This is a genomic window from Cobetia sp. 10Alg 146 (assembly GCF_029846385.1).
Taxonomy (GTDB): Bacteria; Pseudomonadota; Gammaproteobacteria; order Pseudomonadales; family Halomonadaceae; genus Cobetia; species Cobetia marina.
On the sequence record NZ_JARWKT010000001.1, the window covers coordinates 230,447 to 247,809 of the forward strand.

At 60.0% G+C, this 17,363-nt stretch carries 14 protein-coding genes; 9 read left to right on the forward strand and 5 right to left on the reverse strand.

Annotated elements, in window-relative coordinates:
- Positions 1–153: 153 nt before the first annotated feature.
- Positions 154–816 (reverse strand): GntR family transcriptional regulator, encoded by a 663-nt coding sequence (locus tag QD172_RS00905; protein WP_279854595.1) that lies wholly within the window; start codon positions 814–816, stop codon positions 154–156.
- A 372-nt stretch (positions 817–1,188) separates the two neighbouring features.
- Between QD172_RS00905 and QD172_RS00910 the strand changes: the two genes are divergently transcribed.
- The 4 genes from QD172_RS00910 to madM all read left to right on the forward strand — a co-directional run bounded on the left by QD172_RS00910 (position 1,189) and on the right by madM (position 5,942).
- Positions 1,189–2,685, forward strand: coding sequence for a malonyl-CoA decarboxylase (locus QD172_RS00910; RefSeq protein WP_347882018.1), 1,497 nt, complete (start codon positions 1,189–1,191; stop codon positions 2,683–2,685).
- Positions 2,686–2,848: 163 nt separating this feature from the next.
- Positions 2,849–4,408 carry a malonyl-CoA synthase gene (locus tag QD172_RS00915; protein ID WP_279854596.1) on the forward strand — a complete coding sequence of 520 codons (1,560 nt, stop codon included), beginning with the start codon at positions 2,849–2,851 and terminating at the stop codon, positions 4,406–4,408.
- A 288-nt stretch (positions 4,409–4,696) separates the two neighbouring features.
- On the forward strand, positions 4,697–5,170 hold the full coding sequence (gene madL, locus QD172_RS00920) for a malonate transporter subunit MadL (protein ID WP_077376063.1): 474 nt from the start codon (positions 4,697–4,699) through the stop codon (positions 5,168–5,170).
- A gap of 10 nt (positions 5,171–5,180) precedes the next feature.
- Positions 5,181–5,942, forward strand: coding sequence for a malonate transporter subunit MadM (gene madM, locus QD172_RS00925; protein ID WP_077376060.1), 762 nt, complete (start codon positions 5,181–5,183; stop codon positions 5,940–5,942).
- Between the two features lie 118 nt (positions 5,943–6,060).
- Here madM and QD172_RS00930 read toward each other — a convergent pair whose 3' ends face one another.
- The 3 genes from QD172_RS00930 to QD172_RS00940 all read right to left on the reverse strand — a co-directional run bounded on the left by QD172_RS00930 (position 6,061) and on the right by QD172_RS00940 (position 10,255).
- Positions 6,061–6,771, reverse strand: coding sequence for a hypothetical protein (locus tag QD172_RS00930; protein ID WP_279854597.1), 711 nt, complete (start codon positions 6,769–6,771; stop codon positions 6,061–6,063).
- A gap of 344 nt (positions 6,772–7,115) precedes the next feature.
- The gene (locus QD172_RS00935) at positions 7,116–7,931 is read right to left on the reverse strand and encodes an alpha/beta hydrolase-fold protein (protein WP_279854598.1); all 816 of its coding nucleotides are present in this window, start codon (positions 7,929–7,931) and stop codon (positions 7,116–7,118) included.
- 152 nt (positions 7,932–8,083) lie between these two features.
- Positions 8,084–10,255 carry a TonB-dependent siderophore receptor gene (locus QD172_RS00940; protein ID WP_279854599.1) on the reverse strand — a complete coding sequence of 724 codons (2,172 nt, stop codon included), beginning with the start codon at positions 10,253–10,255 and terminating at the stop codon, positions 8,084–8,086.
- Positions 10,256–10,390: 135 nt separating this feature from the next.
- Between QD172_RS00940 and QD172_RS00945 the strand changes: the two genes are divergently transcribed.
- Together QD172_RS00945 and QD172_RS00950 are read left to right on the forward strand one after the other, a co-directional pair.
- Positions 10,391–11,395 carry an AraC family transcriptional regulator gene (locus QD172_RS00945; RefSeq protein WP_279854600.1) on the forward strand — a complete coding sequence of 335 codons (1,005 nt, stop codon included), beginning with the start codon at positions 10,391–10,393 and terminating at the stop codon, positions 11,393–11,395.
- A 190-nt stretch (positions 11,396–11,585) separates the two neighbouring features.
- Positions 11,586–12,893, forward strand: a complete 1,308-nt coding sequence (locus QD172_RS00950; protein ID WP_279854881.1) for an aminotransferase class I/II-fold pyridoxal phosphate-dependent enzyme — start codon at positions 11,586–11,588, stop codon at positions 12,891–12,893.
- Between the two features lie 102 nt (positions 12,894–12,995).
- Here QD172_RS00950 and QD172_RS00955 read toward each other — a convergent pair whose 3' ends face one another.
- On the reverse strand, positions 12,996–13,763 hold the full coding sequence (locus QD172_RS00955) for a hypothetical protein (RefSeq protein ID WP_279854601.1): 768 nt from the start codon (positions 13,761–13,763) through the stop codon (positions 12,996–12,998).
- Positions 13,764–14,488: 725 nt separating this feature from the next.
- Here QD172_RS00955 and QD172_RS00960 point away from each other — a divergent pair.
- From QD172_RS00960 to QD172_RS00970, 3 genes are read left to right on the forward strand one after another with little or no spacing between them, the layout of a single operon-like run.
- Positions 14,489–15,481 carry a DctP family TRAP transporter solute-binding subunit gene (locus QD172_RS00960; protein WP_191237075.1) on the forward strand — a complete coding sequence of 331 codons (993 nt, stop codon included), beginning with the start codon at positions 14,489–14,491 and terminating at the stop codon, positions 15,479–15,481.
- A 2-nt stretch (positions 15,482–15,483) separates the two neighbouring features.
- The gene (locus tag QD172_RS00965; protein ID WP_279854602.1) at positions 15,484–16,077 is read left to right on the forward strand and encodes a TRAP transporter small permease; all 594 of its coding nucleotides are present in this window, start codon (positions 15,484–15,486) and stop codon (positions 16,075–16,077) included.
- Positions 16,074–17,363: a TRAP transporter large permease gene (locus QD172_RS00970; protein ID WP_084208586.1), complete on the forward strand. Its 1,290-nt coding sequence runs from the start codon at positions 16,074–16,076 to the stop codon at positions 17,361–17,363. Before QD172_RS00965 ends, QD172_RS00970 begins: the two co-directional genes overlap by 4 nt.

Here is a 17,363-nt window from a genome sequence, read left to right on the forward strand (position 1 = left end):
ATATTGAATCGAATAAGCAGAATGGATTAGAGAAGCAACTACGCACCATAAAATCTACACCCAGTAACACACTATTGAAAACATACCAACTCATTTGGTGATAGCTAATAACAATCTTAATAGCAATAGAAATAGACTATCTTTATTTATGACTCACGAAGCATGCAACCGCTCAATATTCGCCACCAGATCGGTAAATCTCTCCCCCTGGATATGCACGTGATCCTTCAATGCTTGTTCGGCAGCCGTGGCGTCACCAGCTTCGATGGCGGCGACGATGGCTTCGTGTTCAGCGTAGGAGCTGTGCATGCGGTGGCGGACGTGAAGTTGCAGGCGGCGGTAAGGCTTGAGGATGGCGTGCAGGCGCGTGGCTTCTTCGGTGAGGAAGGCATTGTGGCTGGCGCGATAGAGACAGTGATGAAAGAGGCCGTTCTCGTAGTAGTAGCCATTGGCGTCGTCGGCTTCCAGGCGTTCACGGCAGGCGGCGTGGGCATCCTTGAGTTCCGAAAGCTCCTGCGGGGTGATGCGCCGCGCGGCGAGTCGGCCGCACATGGCTTCCAGTTCCGCCATGACTTCAAAGCGTTCCACCAGCTCCGAGACGCCCAGCTGCGTCACGAAGGTGCCACGCTTGGGCACCACCTTCACCATGCCGGAGGCGGCGAGCTGCTGCAGCGCCTCGCGGATCGGCGTGCGGGAGCACTGATACTCGCGGCCCAGCGCTTCGGGGTCGAGCTTGGTGCCCGGCGGGAAGCGCCCTTCGACGATGGCATCTTCGAGCAGATCGCGAAGGCGCTGGGTGTGGGACATCTTGATCATCTGCGGCGTCCTTTTACTTGTGCTGAGCACTGATGCTGAGCACTGGTGCTGATGCCTTGCGGCCATGTGCGGTGACTGTTGCGCTGAAGATGGCGCCAATCCCTGTCGCCCTCCGCCTCAATCCTCTCGCAGACATGCCAACCGGCCATGAGGCCAGTCGCTGCCTCGTCCCCTTGCCTTCATTGAACAGGGGAAGTGGCCGCGCAGGAAACTGACTTTAGTCGTGTCTGGCATGCCAGGACTTGACGCTAACACACCAGACGCCTATCTGTTGTATACAACAAGACGAAGCCAAATATTCAAGCCTCAGACGCCATACTGAGAGCTTGAGCAGTGAACACGTCGCTTCGTCCCGCGCCTTGAGGAACCGCCATGAACATCAATCTGAGTTTTCTGCAGGATCTGCTGACCCATGTCGGCCAGCGTGCCCGTCAGCAGGTTGGCCTCTCGCCCGGCGCCGGCAATGAAGACACCGCCCTCGCCCGCCTGACCGAGAGCTGTCACAACCTCACCGAGAGCAGCGGTGAAGCCTCGCGCATCATGATGGCCCAGCGGGCGCTTGAGGATTATCAGCAGCTGGATCACGAGCAGCGCCTCGCCTTCTTCCAGCTGCTGGCCGAGCACTACGCCGCCGATGAAGACCGTATCCACGCCGCCTACGCCGCCTATCGCGACGCCCCGGACAACGCCAATCTCAGTGCGCTGTTCGCCGCCAGTGAACCCAGACGCCAATCGTTGCTGCGCCGCCTGAACCTGTGCCCCGGCGGCACTTATGAAATCGTGCGCATGCGTGCCGACCTGCTCAAGCTCATCAAGCAGCATCCGGAATTGAAGCCGCTGGATGCCGACTTCGCGCATCTGTTCGCCTCCTGGTTCAATCGCGGCTTCCTGATGCTGGAGGCCATCGACTGGAACACCCCCGCGGCGGTGCTGGAGAAGATCATCCGCTACGAGGCGGTGCATGCCATCCAGGACTGGAGCGATCTGCGCGGGCGCCTCGACCCCGAGGACCGCCGCTGCTACGCCTTCTTCCACCCGGCCATCGGCGATGAGCCGCTGATCTTCGTCGAGGTGGCGCTGTGCAAGGGCGTGCCCAACAACATCCAGCATCTGCTCGCCAACAGCGGCCAGACCACCGAACGCGAGGCGGACACCGCCGTCTTCTACAGCATCAGCAATTGCCAGAAGGGCCTGAAAGGCATCTCGTTCGGCAACTTCTTGATCAAGCAGGTGGTGCAAGAGCTGCAACGCGAACTGCCCAACCTCAGCCGCTTCGTCACCCTCTCGCCGGTGCCCGGCTTCAGTCAGTGGCTGACACGCGCGCGTGATGAGGAAGGCCTGGAAGTCTCCGATCTGCTGGCCCATCACCTGCAGCACGATGACTGGATGAATGACGAGGAGGCCCAGCAGAAGATGGCGCCGGAACTGCGTGCCCTCGCTGCCCACTATCTGGTCAACGTCAAGCACCGCAGCGGCCAGCCGATGGACCCGGTCGCCCGCTTCCACCTCGGCAACGGTGCCAGCCTGCATCGCCTCAACTGGCCGGGTGACACCTCCCCCAATGGCCGCCAGCAGGCCCACGGCCTGATGGTCAACTACCTCTATGAGCCGCACCGCATCGAGCAGAACCACGAGGCCTTCAGCCGCAATGACAGCGTGGTATGCAGCAGTGAGGTCAAGAAGGAGTCGAAAGCCAACAAGGAGCTGGCCAAGGCGCCGAAGCGCGAGGCCAGGAAGGAAGGCGATTCCTTGTCCAATTCGCCCCTGTCCAGTTCGCCCCTGTCATCAAAAGGGTCCGAGCAGTCGCCCGCGACCAGATCGACCAAGGATGCCAGCGACAGCAAGCCAGCACCGTCACTCGAGGAATAAGCCACTCGAAGAATAAGTTACTCGGAGAATGAGCCACTCGGCAGGCACGCCACCTGCCGAAGCACGCCTGATCAGAACGTCGCCTTGCGTCAACGCCTCATGACAAGACAAGGCTCATGACAAGACAACGCTCACGACAAAAACAACGCCATTGGAGCCAACGATGTCTCACGCCAACCACGACAACCTCTATCTGCAATTCGCGCGCAACTTCCATGAGCGCCCGGATGCCACCTTCCTCGACACCATCGAAGGCCACGGCTACACCTTCGCCGAGGCACGCAGCGCCGCCGGCCAGATGGCCACCGCGCTACGCGAGCTGGGCGTGACACCGGGCGACCGCGTCGCGGTGCAGATCGACAAGAGCTGCGAGACCGTCATCCTGTATCTGGCCTGCCTGCAGGTCGGCGCGGTCTATCTGCCGCTGAATACCGCCTACACCGGCGAGGAAATCCGCTACTTCCTGGGCGATGCCGGGCCGCACCTGTACGTCTGCCAGCCCAAGGTGCTGGAGACGGCACGCGCACTGGGCAAGGAATGTGATGTGCCGCGTGTCGAGAGTCTGGGCACCGAGCAGGACGGCACCCTGATGGAGCAGGCCCGCCAGTGCAGCGCAAGCAGTGAAGTCGAGCCACGCGCCGCCGATGATCTCGCCGCCATCCTCTATACCTCCGGCACCACCGGGCGCAGCAAGGGCGCGATGCTGACCCACGCCAATCTGGCCTCCAACTGTCAGGCGCTGGCCGAGACCTGGCGCTTCACCCGTGATGACCATCTGATCCACGCCCTGCCCATCTTCCATACCCATGGCCTGTTCGTGGCCTGCAACATCGTGCTGACGGTGGGCGCCTCGATGACCTTCCTGCCGAAGTTCGATGCCGAGCAGATTCTGGATCTGATGGCGCGCTCCAGCGTGCTGATGGGCGTGCCGACCTTCTACACGCGCCTGCTGGAATCCGAGCGCCTCAATCGCGAGACGACCGCCGGCATGCGGCTGTTCGTCTCCGGCTCCGCGCCGCTGCTCAGCGAGACCCACAGTGAGTTCAGTGCACGTACCGGCCACGCGATTCTCGAACGCTACGGGATGACCGAGACCAACATGAACACCTCCAACCCCTACGACGGCGAGCGGCGCCCCGGCACGGTGGGCATGGCGCTGCCCGGCAGCGAAGTGCGCATCACCGAGCGCGAGACAGGTGCCATCCTGCCGCGTGGCGAGACAGGGCTGATCGAGGTGCGCGGTGCCAATGTCTTCAAGGGCTACTGGAAGATGCCGGAGAAGACCGCCAGCGAGTTCCGCGAGGATGGATTCTTCATCACCGGGGATCTCGGCCATATCGATGCCGATGGCTATCTGTGCATCAGCGGCCGTGACAAGGACCTGATCATCTCCGGCGGCTACAACATCTACCCCAAGGAGGTGGAGCTGCTGATCGATGACATGCCCGGCGTCAACGAATCGGCGGTGTTCGGCGTGCCCCACCCGGACTTCGGCGAAGGTGTCTGCGCGGTGGTGGTCATGCAGGCCGGCCACCAGGGCAGTCTCGATGAAGCGGCGGTGCTTGCCGCCCTCAGCGACAAGCTCGCCCGCTACAAGCAGCCCAAGCGCGTGTTCTTCATCGATGGCCTGCCGCGCAACGTGATGGGCAAGGTGCAGAAGAAACAGCTGCGCGAGGAATATGCACAGCTGTTTGCCCCTGAGCCGGCCCGCTCACACGGCTGAGCCAGCCCTGTCGCCTTTTCCACCCCTGTCAGGCCCGACACCTGACACCTTCATGCCACCGGCATGGCGTGACGCCATCACGTCATGTCGGTGGGTTCACTCACCCCGATTCCTTGCAAGGACAGGCAAGGAACGCCCGATAGTCAGACACAAGACACGGAAAGACAGGCTCGCCAGCCTGGATGGACGTGATGAATGACACGAATGAGATGACACACATCAGATAGACGACAAGACGCCACACTGCTTCACCACCACTTCACCACAACAACAAGAAGGTAATACGCCATGGTGATCTACGGAGTTGCCCTGCTGGCAGGGTGCATGATGGCCGGTCTCGTGATCGGTGATCTGCTCGGAGAAATGCTCAATATCGATTCCAACCTCGGCGGTGTCGGCATCGCCATGCTGCTGCTCATCTTCATCACCGGCGTGCTGAAGGACCGCGGCAAGATGGCCGACAGCACCTCCAGCGGCATCAATTTCTGGAACGCGATGTACATCCCCATCGTGGTCGCGATGGCCGCCAGCCAGAACGTGGTCGCGGCCTTCAGCGGCGGCATGGTCGCGCTGGTCGCGGGCGTGCTGGCGGTGGTGCTGGGGCTTGCACTGGTGCCCCTGCTGACCGGCAAGCGGCCGGAAACCGCACTGGAAGAGGCTCCCCTGCCCGACGAGAACCGCCCCAGAACCTCAGTGACGACAGGCGCCCCGGTGCTGGATCGCAGTCGCCATGCCTCCCCCACTCCTGCTCACAAACACTGAGGGCTGACCCATGATCGATTCACTCGTCCACCTGTTCGACAAGTATCATCTGGTCGCTGCCTTCGCCGTGATCGGGCTGGCGATGTATGTCGCCTACTGGATCAGCAACAACCTGACACGCGGCAAGCTGCACGGCTCCGCCATCGCCATCATCCTCGGCCTGGTGCTGGCCTACGTGGGTGGCGCGACCACCGGCGGCAGCAAGGGGCTCTCGGATGTCACGCTGTTCTCGGGACTGGGCCTGATGGGGGGCGGCATGCTGCGTGATCTCGCGATCATCGCCACCGCCTACGGGGTCAATCTCAAGGAAATCCGTCAGACCGGCTTTCGGGGTGTCATCGCGCTGTTCGTCGGCGTGCTGATCTCCTTCGTCGCCGGTGGTGGTGTCGCCATCGCCTTCGGCTATACCGATCCTGTCGATATCACCACCATCGGTGCGGGTGCGGTCACCTATATCGTCGGCCCGGTCACCGGTGCCACGCTCGGGGCCAGTTCCGAAGTGGTCGCGCTGTCGATCGCCGCCGGCCTGGTGAAGTCGATCCTGACCATGGTCGCCACGCCGATGACGGCGCGCCTGATCGGGCTCGACAATCCGCGCTCCGCGATGATCTTCGGTGGCCTGATCGGCACCACCAGCGGTGTGGCGGCGGGCCTTGCCGCCACCGACGCCCGCCTGGTTCCCTACGGCGCGATGACCGCCACCTTCTACACTGGCCTGGGCATCCTGCTCGCCCCGACGGTGCTGTTCCTCGCGGTACGTGCGGTGATGTAGCTTTAGGCTAGATATCTTTTATCAGTTGATTTTCAACAATCACGACTATAGAGGCGCTGGCCTCTATAGTCGTATTAGAATATAACCTGGAAAAGACAAGCTTATCCATTGCTAATAATCAGCATACTTCCTTGACGTGCTCGATAACCTGCCCCCACATCTTATTACCTCGCAGATATCTCGGGTGAGTAATTCTAAAGCAGTGAACGCTGCCAACCTTAAAGTACCATAAACGCCTAGGCACAATGACTTCGATAGTTTCGAGCTCAGGAAAGCACTCTTTTATATACTTATCTCTAGAAGGGCCTGTGGTAAAGATTACCACATCTGGCCTCAAGTTATTAAATTGAGCCTTAAGAAGATCATTAGAAAGATCTTTTATTATTGCAAATTTATCTTTGTCAGTCTTAACAGGACTCTTCTTATTACTACTAACACAGAACTGGTTAGACCATATTATCGCATCTTTATTCGCTAGATGTACCTCCTTAGCGATTTTACGGTAAAACTGGAAAAACTTACTGGTTTTTCCTCCGCTGCGTGCAAACTCTAATGTCTTATTCATTGATTCTTGTAGATCAACCTCATCTACCTCAAGATTATTCTTTACCTTACATGCTTTATCACGCCAACCTCTTGGCTCTTGCCCTACCACCATTATTCTAGGACTTACATTAAAATAATCTTCAGAAGGTTTAGACAAGAAAATTCCTGATATATTATCATCATCAACAGAATATATTGCTGAAACGTCTTGTCTTTCTATTGCCTTTTTATAATCACTTCTAAGCTGCTGTAGGATCGTGTCATAATGGCACAAATCATCCATGCAAATTTCTCCTTAACTAAACTTTGTTAGCTTAGATATCAACTTACTTTAACGTACAAATCAACTCCTGCAAGGCAATCTACATCAATACTTATAGAAATATCACTTAAGCACATGCTGATAGGGAAAAGCTAGAAGAATACTCAAAAAAATCTATCCCCATATATGAAGCTCCTTTATTTCACGACGAGCACGAGGATATAAAGCGACACCGAAACACGACGACGGCGGCATCAGTCAGGACAATACATGTCCCACACTGATGCCGCCGTCGTGTCGTTTGCTGCGCATTTTCGATGCATTTGACTGCTGACAACCCAGGCCACGCAAGGTGTGCGACCTGATCAGCGCGGTCTCACTAATCGCTCCATCACTGCGCGCGCGGCGGGCCACATCACGCTGCCGTGGTCTTCGCCCTCGAACAGCCGCCACTGGACGGCTGCCTGCGGACAGTGCTCGCGCAGCTGGCGTGCATGCTCATGTGCGTTGTCGATCATCGCGCGCTCAACCCGCAGCCTGTCACGCTCAGGGTCCTGCCGCCTGGGCTGCGGCGATTGCTCGCGTCCGCCAGCGGCGATGTACACCGGGCCCGCCGCCTCGGAGCAGGCAAGACGCAGCGGCCAGCTGGCCGGGTCATTCTCCTGCCGCCACCACAGCGAAGGACTGATCGCGAAGATCGCCCCGAAGGCCTCGGGCGCCTTCTGCTGGGCATGGAGCGCGAACAGGCCGCCGAGTGAGTGGCCGACCAGCGCAGGCCGCTCGAGATCGAGCGGATAGCGTGAGGCCAGTTCAGGCGGCAGAGCCTGGGTCAGATAGTCGAGGAAATCCTCGCCACCGCCGGTACCCTCTGGCGCCGTGCCGGTGGTGAGCGGTGGCGTGAAATCCTTGAAGCGTGCTTTTGAGATAAAGGCTCTGTCAGGGCCGCGACCGTCACTCCCCGCATAACCGACCGCGACGATGGCGAGGTCTGACGGCGCCTTGTCAAATCCACGGCGTCCCAATATGTCGCGCGCTGCCGTGAACAGATCCAGGTGACGATTGCCATCCAGCACCAGCAGTACCGGATAGCCGCCCTCGGGCGGTGCGATCTGCGGCAGCGCCACCTGGATCAGGTAGTCATGTCCCGTGGTGGATGAGTGCTGAGTTAAGGAGGTCGTCATGCCAGGCAACACTGCATTGTCAGCGGCCTGAGTCATGGTCATGGCCATGGCCAAGGCCGGCAAGCTGACAGCGCCGGATGTCAGCATGATGAGTCCCCATGCCTGCAGTCGTGCGAATAGCCTCATGCGCGCTCGCAATCCGATCCTCATGCTCAGAACTCATACTTCATGGTCGCGACGGCGCTGGCCGGACGTCCCACGAAGTTGAAGACACTGGCCGAACCGGCACGCACGTAATATTCACGATCGAACAGGTTGTAGACGTTGAGCTGGCCACTGAGTCTGGGCGTGAACTGATAGCTCAGCATGGCATCGAACACCGCATAGCCCGGTGCCTGGATGGTGCCCTGGGTGCTGTCGAAATCGCTCAGCGCGGTCATCCCGGCACCGACGGACACGCCATCCAGCAGGTTGCCCTCGAAGCGATACTGGGTCCACAGATTGACCATGTTGTTGGGCATCAGCATCAGCAGTGCATCGGAGCTGCCGGCTTCCAGCACCTCGGAGTCCATGTAGGTGTAGCCGAAGATGACATCCCACTGCGGCGTGATGTTGCCGGCCAGTTCAAGCTCCGCACCGGTGATGCGCATCTTGCCGGAATCCACCGAATAACTGACGCTACCGTCGGTCGAGGAGGCAGCACGGTGGCTGTCGGTCAGCTGGAAGCCGCTGATACGCGCATTCAGCGCACCATCCAGATAGCTGCCCTTGATCCCGATCTCGTATTGCTCGCCTTCGCGCGGGTCGATCAGCTCGCCATCCTCGCCTTCGCGGGTCTGCGGCTCGAAGACTCTGGAGTAGCTGGCATAGAGGGAGTGGTCGGCGTCCAGGTCATAGACGAGTCCGCCATAGGGCGTGACGGCGGTGTCCTGCATGTTACTGCTGCCGCAGTTGAGCTTGTCTTCGGTCTCGGCCGAGAACTGGCTGACGCGCGCACCCAGTATCACCGCCAGCGGTGCCACGGGACGCAGTGTCACCTTGCCGTACAGGCCCTGCTCTTCCAGGGTGGTCTCGGTGCGCGACAGGCTGTAACCGCTCACGCCATCACGGGCATTGCCGAGAATGTCGACATAGGCCAGGTTGTTCAGCTCGCTGATGCTGGCGCTGGAGCCGGTCAGGTTGCCGGTGCGCGCCGCGGTGGTATCCGAGTCCGATGTCTTGTAATCGACCCCGACCACGAATTCGTTCTGGTTGCCGAAGGCATCGAAGCCCTGGGTGTAGCTGGCATCCACGCTCACCGAGGTCTCATCGGTGACACCGGCATAGCCCGCGACACTGCTCAAGTCGCCGGTATCGCTCAGTGCCGAGCCACTGTAGGCGTACTCGTAATCCGCATTGCGATCACTGTAACGCGCCGCCAGGCGGCCATAGCCGCGTGAGCTGAAGCGGTGGGTCAGCTCGGCGATCACATCGGTGGCATCGCTCTCGAAGCTGTTCCAGTCCGCGCCGTAGAATGCCGAACGGCGGCCATAGGTGAAGTTGTTGTCACCATCGACCGGCTGACCCTGATTGACGCTGATGTCCTTGGTGTTGTGGATCACCCCCAGTGACAGCTCGGTGTTCTCATCGAGGTCGACTTCCAGCGCGCCATAGAAATCATTCAGCGTGTTGTCGTTGTCATCCACCCACTGCGCCTGCTCGGTGGAGCGGGTCACCAGGCGACCGCGGATACGGCCCTGCTCATCAATGGGCCCCGAGAGATTGACACTGACGCTTCGTTCTTCCAGCGTACCGACACTGCCGCTGATGGCGCCCTGAAAGGTATTGGTCGGGCGCTTGCGCACCAGATTGATGACCCCGCCCAGCTCACTGGTGCTGTTGAACAGGCCGGACGGCCCACGCATGACCTCAACCCGGTCGATGGCGGTCAAGGATGGCACCGAGCCCGTCAGACTCGACATCGGCGCGGACAGCCCGTCAATGCTGTAGGCATCGTATTCATAGCCGCGCGCAAAGATCGACGAGCGACCGCTGTCATTGTTCAGCACCCGCACGCCCGGCGTCCGTGCCGCCAGCTGATCCAGCGTGATGAAGTTCCGGTCCTCGATGGCATCATGGGTCACCACGCTCACCGACTGCGGAATGTCGCGCAGCGAGGCCGGCACCTTCGAGCCCACCGTGGCAGCGTCAACGCTGTAGCCGCCGCTCTGCTCACTGGATGCCATGTCATACAGGCGCAGGCCCGTCACCCGCTGGGTATCCAGCACCATCGTCGCGTCTTCCGCCTGTGCCGGCAGACTAACCAGCACCACCCCCACCCCGATCATCAAGCGACGCGTGCCTGCCCCGCACAGACCGCGTCCCCGTACCGTCACCTTCTTCATCGTGTCCCCTTGGCTCACCTGGCTATCGCTACTAATGATAATTATTTGCATCTGCGTGACTGACGGGGCATTTTGGCACTCCATGACGACAAAAACCTATGCGGAACCCTCCCTGATGTTTGCAGGTGCGACAAGATGAGCCTTACTCCCCCTCCCGGCCTCGCCAGCTCTCACACCTCGGCAGGCGCACGCCACCGGATCATCGAGCTCGATCACGTGCACCGCATGGCGCGAGCACTGACCAGCGACCACCAATGCCAGCCCGCCGAGGGCCAGTCAGCCGATGGCGCGCTGATCGGCAACATGCAGCTGCAGGAAGTGCAGCCAGGCCTGTTCATGCGCCTCAACCGCATCCGCAAGCGGGCGGATCTGATGATTCGCTCCCGCATCGAGCCATCCCTGAAGATCGCCGTGGTATGGCGTGGGGAGCCCAGGGTCAGTTTCGGGCCACAGCACCATGCGCTGAAGCCGGGCCGAGCGCTGTGCATCGCCCTCGATGAGCCCACCGAATTCCGACTGCAAACCCCCAAGGGGGCTTATGAGCACAGCGCCATCCTGACGCTGACGCCGGCATGGCTGACGTGGCATCTGGGGGTCTCAGGCGCCAGCGAGGTGATGCCCGAGGCGCGGCATCTGGCGCATTACCATTGGCAGCCGTCTGCGCGTCTGGTCGAGCGCCTGGAGGAATTCAGTCGCCAACGGCCGGGAACGCTGGCGCTTAGACTCGGCATCGAGTCAGTGGCGCTTGAGGTGATCAGCGAGTGCCTGGCGGCCAGACCGCCCCAGGCGGATGACAGCGCACAGCGCCGCCTGCAGGACACGTCAGAGTGGCAGGCGAGGCTCGAGGACTGGATCTCCAGCGGGGAAGTCGCCTATCTGAGTCAGGCGGAGATCGCCACCCGGCTGGGCATGAGCGTGCGCCAGTTGCAGCGCCGCTATCGCGACGCCTACGGCCAGACCATGTCGCGGGACCTGAGACGGCGGCAGTTGCTCCGCGCGGCGCACCTGTTGCAGGACCGCAATGTCACGGTGGAGTCTGCCGCCGAGATGGCGGGGTATCGCAGCGCGGCCAATTTCGCCACCGCCTTTCGTCGCCAGTTCGGCGTGCCGCCCATCCAGCGGCCTGTCGTGACGGCGTGAACGACGCATGGACCTGGAGATGCCCCGTTGCTAATGTTGAGCGGCATCGCGGCCCGCGCCATGCCTGCCGATTGCGGCAGCACCTGAACGGCACACGGCTCGCATGAAAACGGCACGCACGAAAACCGCACCCCACAACAAGATCTTCGCCACGCTCTCGCACAAGGACACTGCCATGTCAGTCGACAACATGAAGCTGGAATCGCTCGCCCTGCATCACGGCTACACCTCGGAAGCCACTACCAAGGCGGCGGCGGTGCCGATCTACCAGACCACCTCCTACACCTTCGACGACACCCAGCACGGCGCGGACCTGTTCGATCTCAAGGTGCCGGGCAACATCTATACCCGCATCATGAACCCGACCAATGACGTGCTGGAGCAGCGCATGGCCGCCGTCGAAGGCGGGATCGCGGCGCTGGCGGTGTCCTCCGGCATGGCGGCGATCACCTATGCCATCCAGGCGCTGGTGGAAGTCGGTGACAACATCGTCAGCACCAGTCAGCTGTATGGCGGCACCTACAACCTGTTCGCCCACAGCCTGCCGCGTCAGGGGGTCGAGGTGCGCATGGCAGCCTTTGATGACTTCGCCGCACTCGAAGCGCTGATCGATGACAAGACCAAAGCGGTGTTCTGCGAGTCCATCGGCAACCCTGCCGGCAACATCGTCGATCTCGCGCGTCTGGCCGAGATCGCCCACAGGCATGGCGTGCCGCTGATCGTCGACAACACCGTTGCCACCCCGGTGCTGTGTCGTGCCTTCGATCACGGCGCCGACATCGTGATCCACTCGCTGACCAAGTACATCGGCGGCCACGGCACCACCGTGGGCGGCATCATCATCGATTCCGGCAAGTTCGACTGGGTGGCCAACAAGGAGCGCTTCCCGATCCTCAACGAGCCAGACCCCTCCTATCACGGCGTCGTCTACACCGAAGCCTTCGGCCCGGCCGCCTATATCGGTCGCTGTCGCGTGGTACCGCTGCGCAATACCGGCGCCGCGCTCGCCCCGCACAGCGCCTTCCTGCTGCTGCAGGGGCTGGAGACACTCGCCCTGCGCATGGAACGCCACTGCAGCAATGCGCTCGCGCTGGCCGAATACCTTCAGCAGCACCCGAGCGTCAGCTGGGTCAACTACGGCGCCCTGCCGGACAGCCCCTATCACGCCACCTGCCAGAAGATCACCGGCGGCAAGGCCTCCGGCATCATCAGTTTCGGCATCAAGACGGACGCGACAGGGGCCGATCAGGCCGAAGCCGGGCGTATCGCCGGCGGCAAGTTCATCGATGCGCTGCAGATGATTCTGCGCCTGGTGAATATCGGCGATGCCAAGTCGCTGGCCTGCCACCCGGCCTCCACCACCCACCGCCAGCTCAACGAGGAAGAACTCGCCATGGCCGGGGTCTCGGCGGACCTGATTCGCATCTCGGTGGGGATCGAGCATATCGACGACATCATCGCCGATGTCAGCCAGGCGCTGGACAAGGCCACTGTGTAAGGGCTGATTGAAGAACATGAAAAGCCCATGAGGAGTTGAGACCTCATGGGCTATAGGCCAACAGAAGTGGAAAATCGAAAATGGCTATGGCTATGGCTATGGCTATGGCTTCACATAGTAAAGATTCCAGAGATCCGTCTTGAAACTGGAGTTTTTATTATAATCCGATATATAATCTGCATCATTCCATTTCTTGAATGTGGCATCATCCAACTTTACCCAATCATGCTGAGACATGATACTCTTCATCATCGATTTGCATTTCTCAGCTCTTTCTTCATCAGTCCCCAGCTTCTTCCCTCTCTCGATCTCAAAACGACTAGGATAAGACAGACTACTTCTATCGGGCTCAAAATCATAACTTTTGGAAGTATAAAAAGGGCCTGCCTTTTCAACCAGACGATAGGGACATTCCGAATATTCAGTCCGATCACCAATTTTCTTATATATCGTCACAAAGAATGGGGATATTGCCCTCTTGGCTTCGTCTCGGGGTCCAAAGAATTCCATCCTTTCCAGAGGCGGCTGCGTATGTCTCTTACTCATCCATCCATATCCTGTATATTCTGGAGTGTAGAATGCGCCATACGACACAAGCAAGATGATAGGAATCGGTAAAAGACCGACCAGCATATGCGAAGTTGGTTTCATCTCATTGACGATAAATCCAGAAACAATGACAGCCAATGTGGTGGAATAAACGACAGGACTGATGATCTTTGCAGAAATAGACCACCCAAATATATAAATCGATGCCGGTATCAAACTGTGATGCTGAGCAAGCAGAATAGCAATATTAACACAAAGCACCAACAACACTATAGCAACATAAAAGTACCCGCGAGAAATCTTGTTGGTTTTTTCTAGCATTACACGCCTCATAATATCAGTTATATTAATTAATTCTAATTCATTATTGTAAACTAGTCAATCTTATCCAACATTGGTGCAATTGATACGCAAAGCCGCTTGGTGATTGATCCTCTGCATCACGTAGCTCCACTACTATCAATTCACTGAACGAAAGCATCCTATTTTACACAGCGTGCGCGTGATCATGGTCTAGGGATTGTCTTCCTCCTGATTGGCAGTCAAGATTTGCGTCGAGTGTATCCACTGATGATTAGTCGCCTGGTATCGCAACAAGGAACTCGGCGGTAAACCAGACCTAGCCTCCTGTTCGGCACGCGATGTATCGCAGAGCATCGGTGGTGAACATCTCTGCCAGAGTGGCACCAATCAGCTATAGCTTGACCTCTTTTCCGGCGGCATGAGCAACATATTCACGATCTTCTTCTCACTCTCCACTTCTTACGCTCCTTACGCTCCTTACGCCTCGCCAGCTGTCCTGATCACGAGGGTTCTTACGCGTATTGGCCCTCAGGCTTGTTGAAGTTAGTCATGCTCTTGTTCGAGATAACGGTATATAAATAACTGGCTCTCAGATGGTCGGGACATCCAGACCTAGCATAAATCTGGTTAATACCAAGAATAAGAATTCGCAACTACCGAAATACACGAGCAGAACACACTCTTGGGTCAAGGCGTACACAGAGACGCCTGTCACGACCATAACAACTCCAAGAGGTGTCCCGATGAAATCCGTCCCGCTGAAGCCTGCCCTGCTGACTGCTGCCATCACGGCGGCCTGTGCCCTGCCGCTGAGCGCCGCCCAGGCTCAGGATATCAAGCTCGGCCACGTGCTGGCGCCGACCCATAGCTGGAACATCGCGGCGGAAGGCTTCGCCAAGGATGTCGCCGAGGCGACCGAGGGCCGCGTCAATTTCCAGGTCTTCCCCAGTGGCCAGCTCGGTAATGAGAAGACCGTCGTCGAAGGCATGCAGATCGGCAGCGTGCCGGCCGGCGTGATCGGCTGTGGTTCCTTCCAGCCGCTGGATGCGCGCTTCGGCATCGTCGAACTGCCCTACTCCTGGCCGGACCGCGAACACGCCTACGCCGCCTATGACGGCAAGCTGGGCGATGCGCTCGAGGACATCGCCGACGAGCACAACATGAAGATCCTGTCGTGGTGGGAGAACGGCTTCCGTCACGTCACCAACAATCGCGGCCCCATCACCAGCCCGGAAGACCTCGCGGGCCTCAAGATTCGCGTCACGCCGGACAAGATGCGTCTGGACACCTTCACCGCGCTGGGTTCAAGCCCGGCACCGCTGTCCTTCGGTGAGCTCTACTCCGCATTGCAGCAGGGCGTGTTCGATGCCCAGGAAAACCCGCTGGCCATCATCTATTCCTCCTCGTTCAGCGAAGTGCAGGACTACGTCTCCCTTACCGGTCACGTCTGGGCACCCGCGTGTCTGACCATGTCCAACTTCAGCTGGAATCAGCTCTCCGAGCAGGATCAGGCCGCGGTACAGAAGAGCGCCGACGAATGGCGTGACAAGCAGCGCGCGATGACCCAGAAGGATGACGCCGAGCTGGTCGCCAAGCTGGAAGAGGCAGGCATGCAGGTCAACGAGGTCGACACCGCGCCTTTCAATGCCAAGGTGCAGGGTGTGTGGGCTGATTACGCCGACGTCTTCGGGCCTGAGCTGATGGGCCTGGTCGAGCAATACCGCAAGGGCGAGTGACGATGTCTTCCGCCTCTCCCTCCGTCAAGCCGCTGGCCGCGTTGTGTGCCGTGCGCACCTTGATGATCACTCTCTCACGTTGGTGCTGCCGGGGCTGTCTGGCCCTGGCAGCCAGTGGCGTGGCCGCGCTGTCGGCATTGGTGATCTGGACGGTCTTCATGCGCTGGGTCATGGGTCAGCCGCCGCACTGGGCAGAGGAATTGCCGCAGCTGGTGCTGGTCTGGACGACATTGCTGGCCGCGGTGTCCTGCACCCGCAACCGCACTCACCTGAGTGCGGGTCTGCTGCCGCTGCTGGTGCGCTCGCTGCGTGTCCAGCGCATCACCGGACGCATCACTGACGCCATGATCCTGATCATGCTGCTGTTGCTGGCCAAGGCAGGCATGGACCTGAGCGCCATCACGATGCGCCAGACCACCACCGCGCTGCAGATTCCCGCCGGCATCGTCTACCTGTCCGTGCCGCTGTGCTGCACCGCGATGGCACTCGTCCAGCTCGAGCATCTGTTGAGCCCTTCGGCCATCGGAGCCGAGGTTCACGAGACGAATGCCACTGCGCCTGACAACGCTTCCTCTCGCCAAGGAGATGCCCCATGACACTCGGCGCCCTGGCTCTGCTCGGCGTATTCGCGCTCGGCATCCTCATCGACATTCCCATCGCCTTCGCGCTGCTGATGTCGGCCCTCTTCTACCTGCTGGCCTTCGGTGCCGCGCCGATGATGGTCTCGGCGCAGCAGTTCGTGGCCGGGATGGAAAGCTTCACCCTGCTGGCGATCCCGCTGTTCGTGCTCGCCGCCCAGTTGATGAATCGCGCTGGCCTCACTGAGCGCCTGGTGCGCCTGTGCATGGCGATGGTCGGTGACATCCGCGGCGGCCTGGCGGTGGTCGCGGTGCTGGCCTGCATGATGTTCGGCGCGCTGTCGGGTTCCGGCGTGGCGGACGTGATCGCCATCGGCAGCATGCTGCTGCCCACCATGGCCCGAAATGGCTATGACAAGGGCTTCAGCAGTGCGCTGGTCGGTACCGCCAGCTCCATCGGCACCGTGATTCCGCCCAGCATCGTGATGATCGTCTACGGCACCACCTCCAACACCTCGGTGGGCCAGCTGTTCATGGGCGGCATCATCCCCGGCCTGATGCTGACGGTCGCGCTGGTCGGCGTCGCCCTCTACCTGTCACGCAAGCATGGCTGGTCGGGTGGTGTCGCGGCCCGTGTGCCCGGCGAGCGTCGCCGCGCGCTGCTCAGTGCCATGCCGGCGCTGATGGTGCCGGTGATGATCATCGGCGGTATCCGCTTCGGGGTGTTCACGCCCACCGAGGCCGCCGCCTCCGCGATTCTCTACGCCATCATCATCGGTACCTGTGTCTATCGCAGCCTCACCTGGCAGGGCTTTCTGGACAGCGTCCGCGCGACCGCCGAGACCACCGGCGCCATCCTGCTGATCATCGGCGCGGCCGGCATGTTCGCCTGGGGTCTGACCTACGAGCAGGTGCCGCAGGCCATCGCCCAGTTGATCGGCGAATTCACCGACAGCCGCATCAGCGTCCTGCTGCTGCTGACCGCCGTGCTGCTGGTGCTGGGCTCCTTCATGGAAAGCGTGGCGATCATCATCATCGTGACGCCCATCGTGATGCCGCTGCTGGCGCAATACGGCATCAGCCCGGTGCACTTCGGGGTGCTGCTGACCGTCAATCTGGCCATCGGCGCCAACACGCCACCGCTGGGCATCGACCTGATGGCCGCGTGTCGCATCGCCGGGATCAACGTCAGCGACTCGCTGCGTCCGTTGGGCCTGATGCTGGGCGCGATGCTGACCGTGCTGATGCTGATCACCTTCATTCCGGAACTCGTGCTGTTCCTGCCCAACCTGATGGAGGGCTGA

Coding starts and splice junctions, on each gene's coding strand:
- madM (WP_077376060.1), top strand. CDS start 5,181: ATGATCGATTCACTCGTCCACCTGTTCGACAAGTATCATCTGGTCGCT.
- QD172_RS00910 (WP_347882018.1), top strand. CDS start 1,189: ATGAACATCAATCTGAGTTTTCTGCAGGATCTGCTGACCCATGTCGGC.
- QD172_RS00945 (WP_279854600.1), top strand. CDS start 10,391: ATGAGCCTTACTCCCCCTCCCGGCCTCGCCAGCTCTCACACCTCGGCA.
- QD172_RS00940 (WP_279854599.1), bottom strand. CDS start 10,255: ATGAAGAAGGTGACGGTACGGGGACGCGGTCTGTGCGGGGCAGGCACG.
- QD172_RS00905 (WP_279854595.1), bottom strand. CDS start 816: ATGATCAAGATGTCCCACACCCAGCGCCTTCGCGATCTGCTCGAAGAT.
- QD172_RS00960 (WP_191237075.1), top strand. CDS start 14,489: ATGAAATCCGTCCCGCTGAAGCCTGCCCTGCTGACTGCTGCCATCACG.
- QD172_RS00930 (WP_279854597.1), bottom strand. CDS start 6,771: ATGGATGATTTGTGCCATTATGACACGATCCTACAGCAGCTTAGAAGT.
- QD172_RS00950 (WP_279854881.1), top strand. CDS start 11,586: ATGAAGCTGGAATCGCTCGCCCTGCATCACGGCTACACCTCGGAAGCC.
- QD172_RS00955 (WP_279854601.1), bottom strand. CDS start 13,763: ATGCTAGAAAAAACCAACAAGATTTCTCGCGGGTACTTTTATGTTGCT.
- QD172_RS00965 (WP_279854602.1), top strand. CDS start 15,484: ATGTCTTCCGCCTCTCCCTCCGTCAAGCCGCTGGCCGCGTTGTGTGCC.
- QD172_RS00915 (WP_279854596.1), top strand. CDS start 2,849: ATGTCTCACGCCAACCACGACAACCTCTATCTGCAATTCGCGCGCAAC.
- QD172_RS00970 (WP_084208586.1), top strand. CDS start 16,074: ATGACACTCGGCGCCCTGGCTCTGCTCGGCGTATTCGCGCTCGGCATC.
- QD172_RS00935 (WP_279854598.1), bottom strand. CDS start 7,931: ATGACGACCTCCTTAACTCAGCACTCATCCACCACGGGACATGACTAC.
- madL (WP_077376063.1), top strand. CDS start 4,697: ATGGTGATCTACGGAGTTGCCCTGCTGGCAGGGTGCATGATGGCCGGT.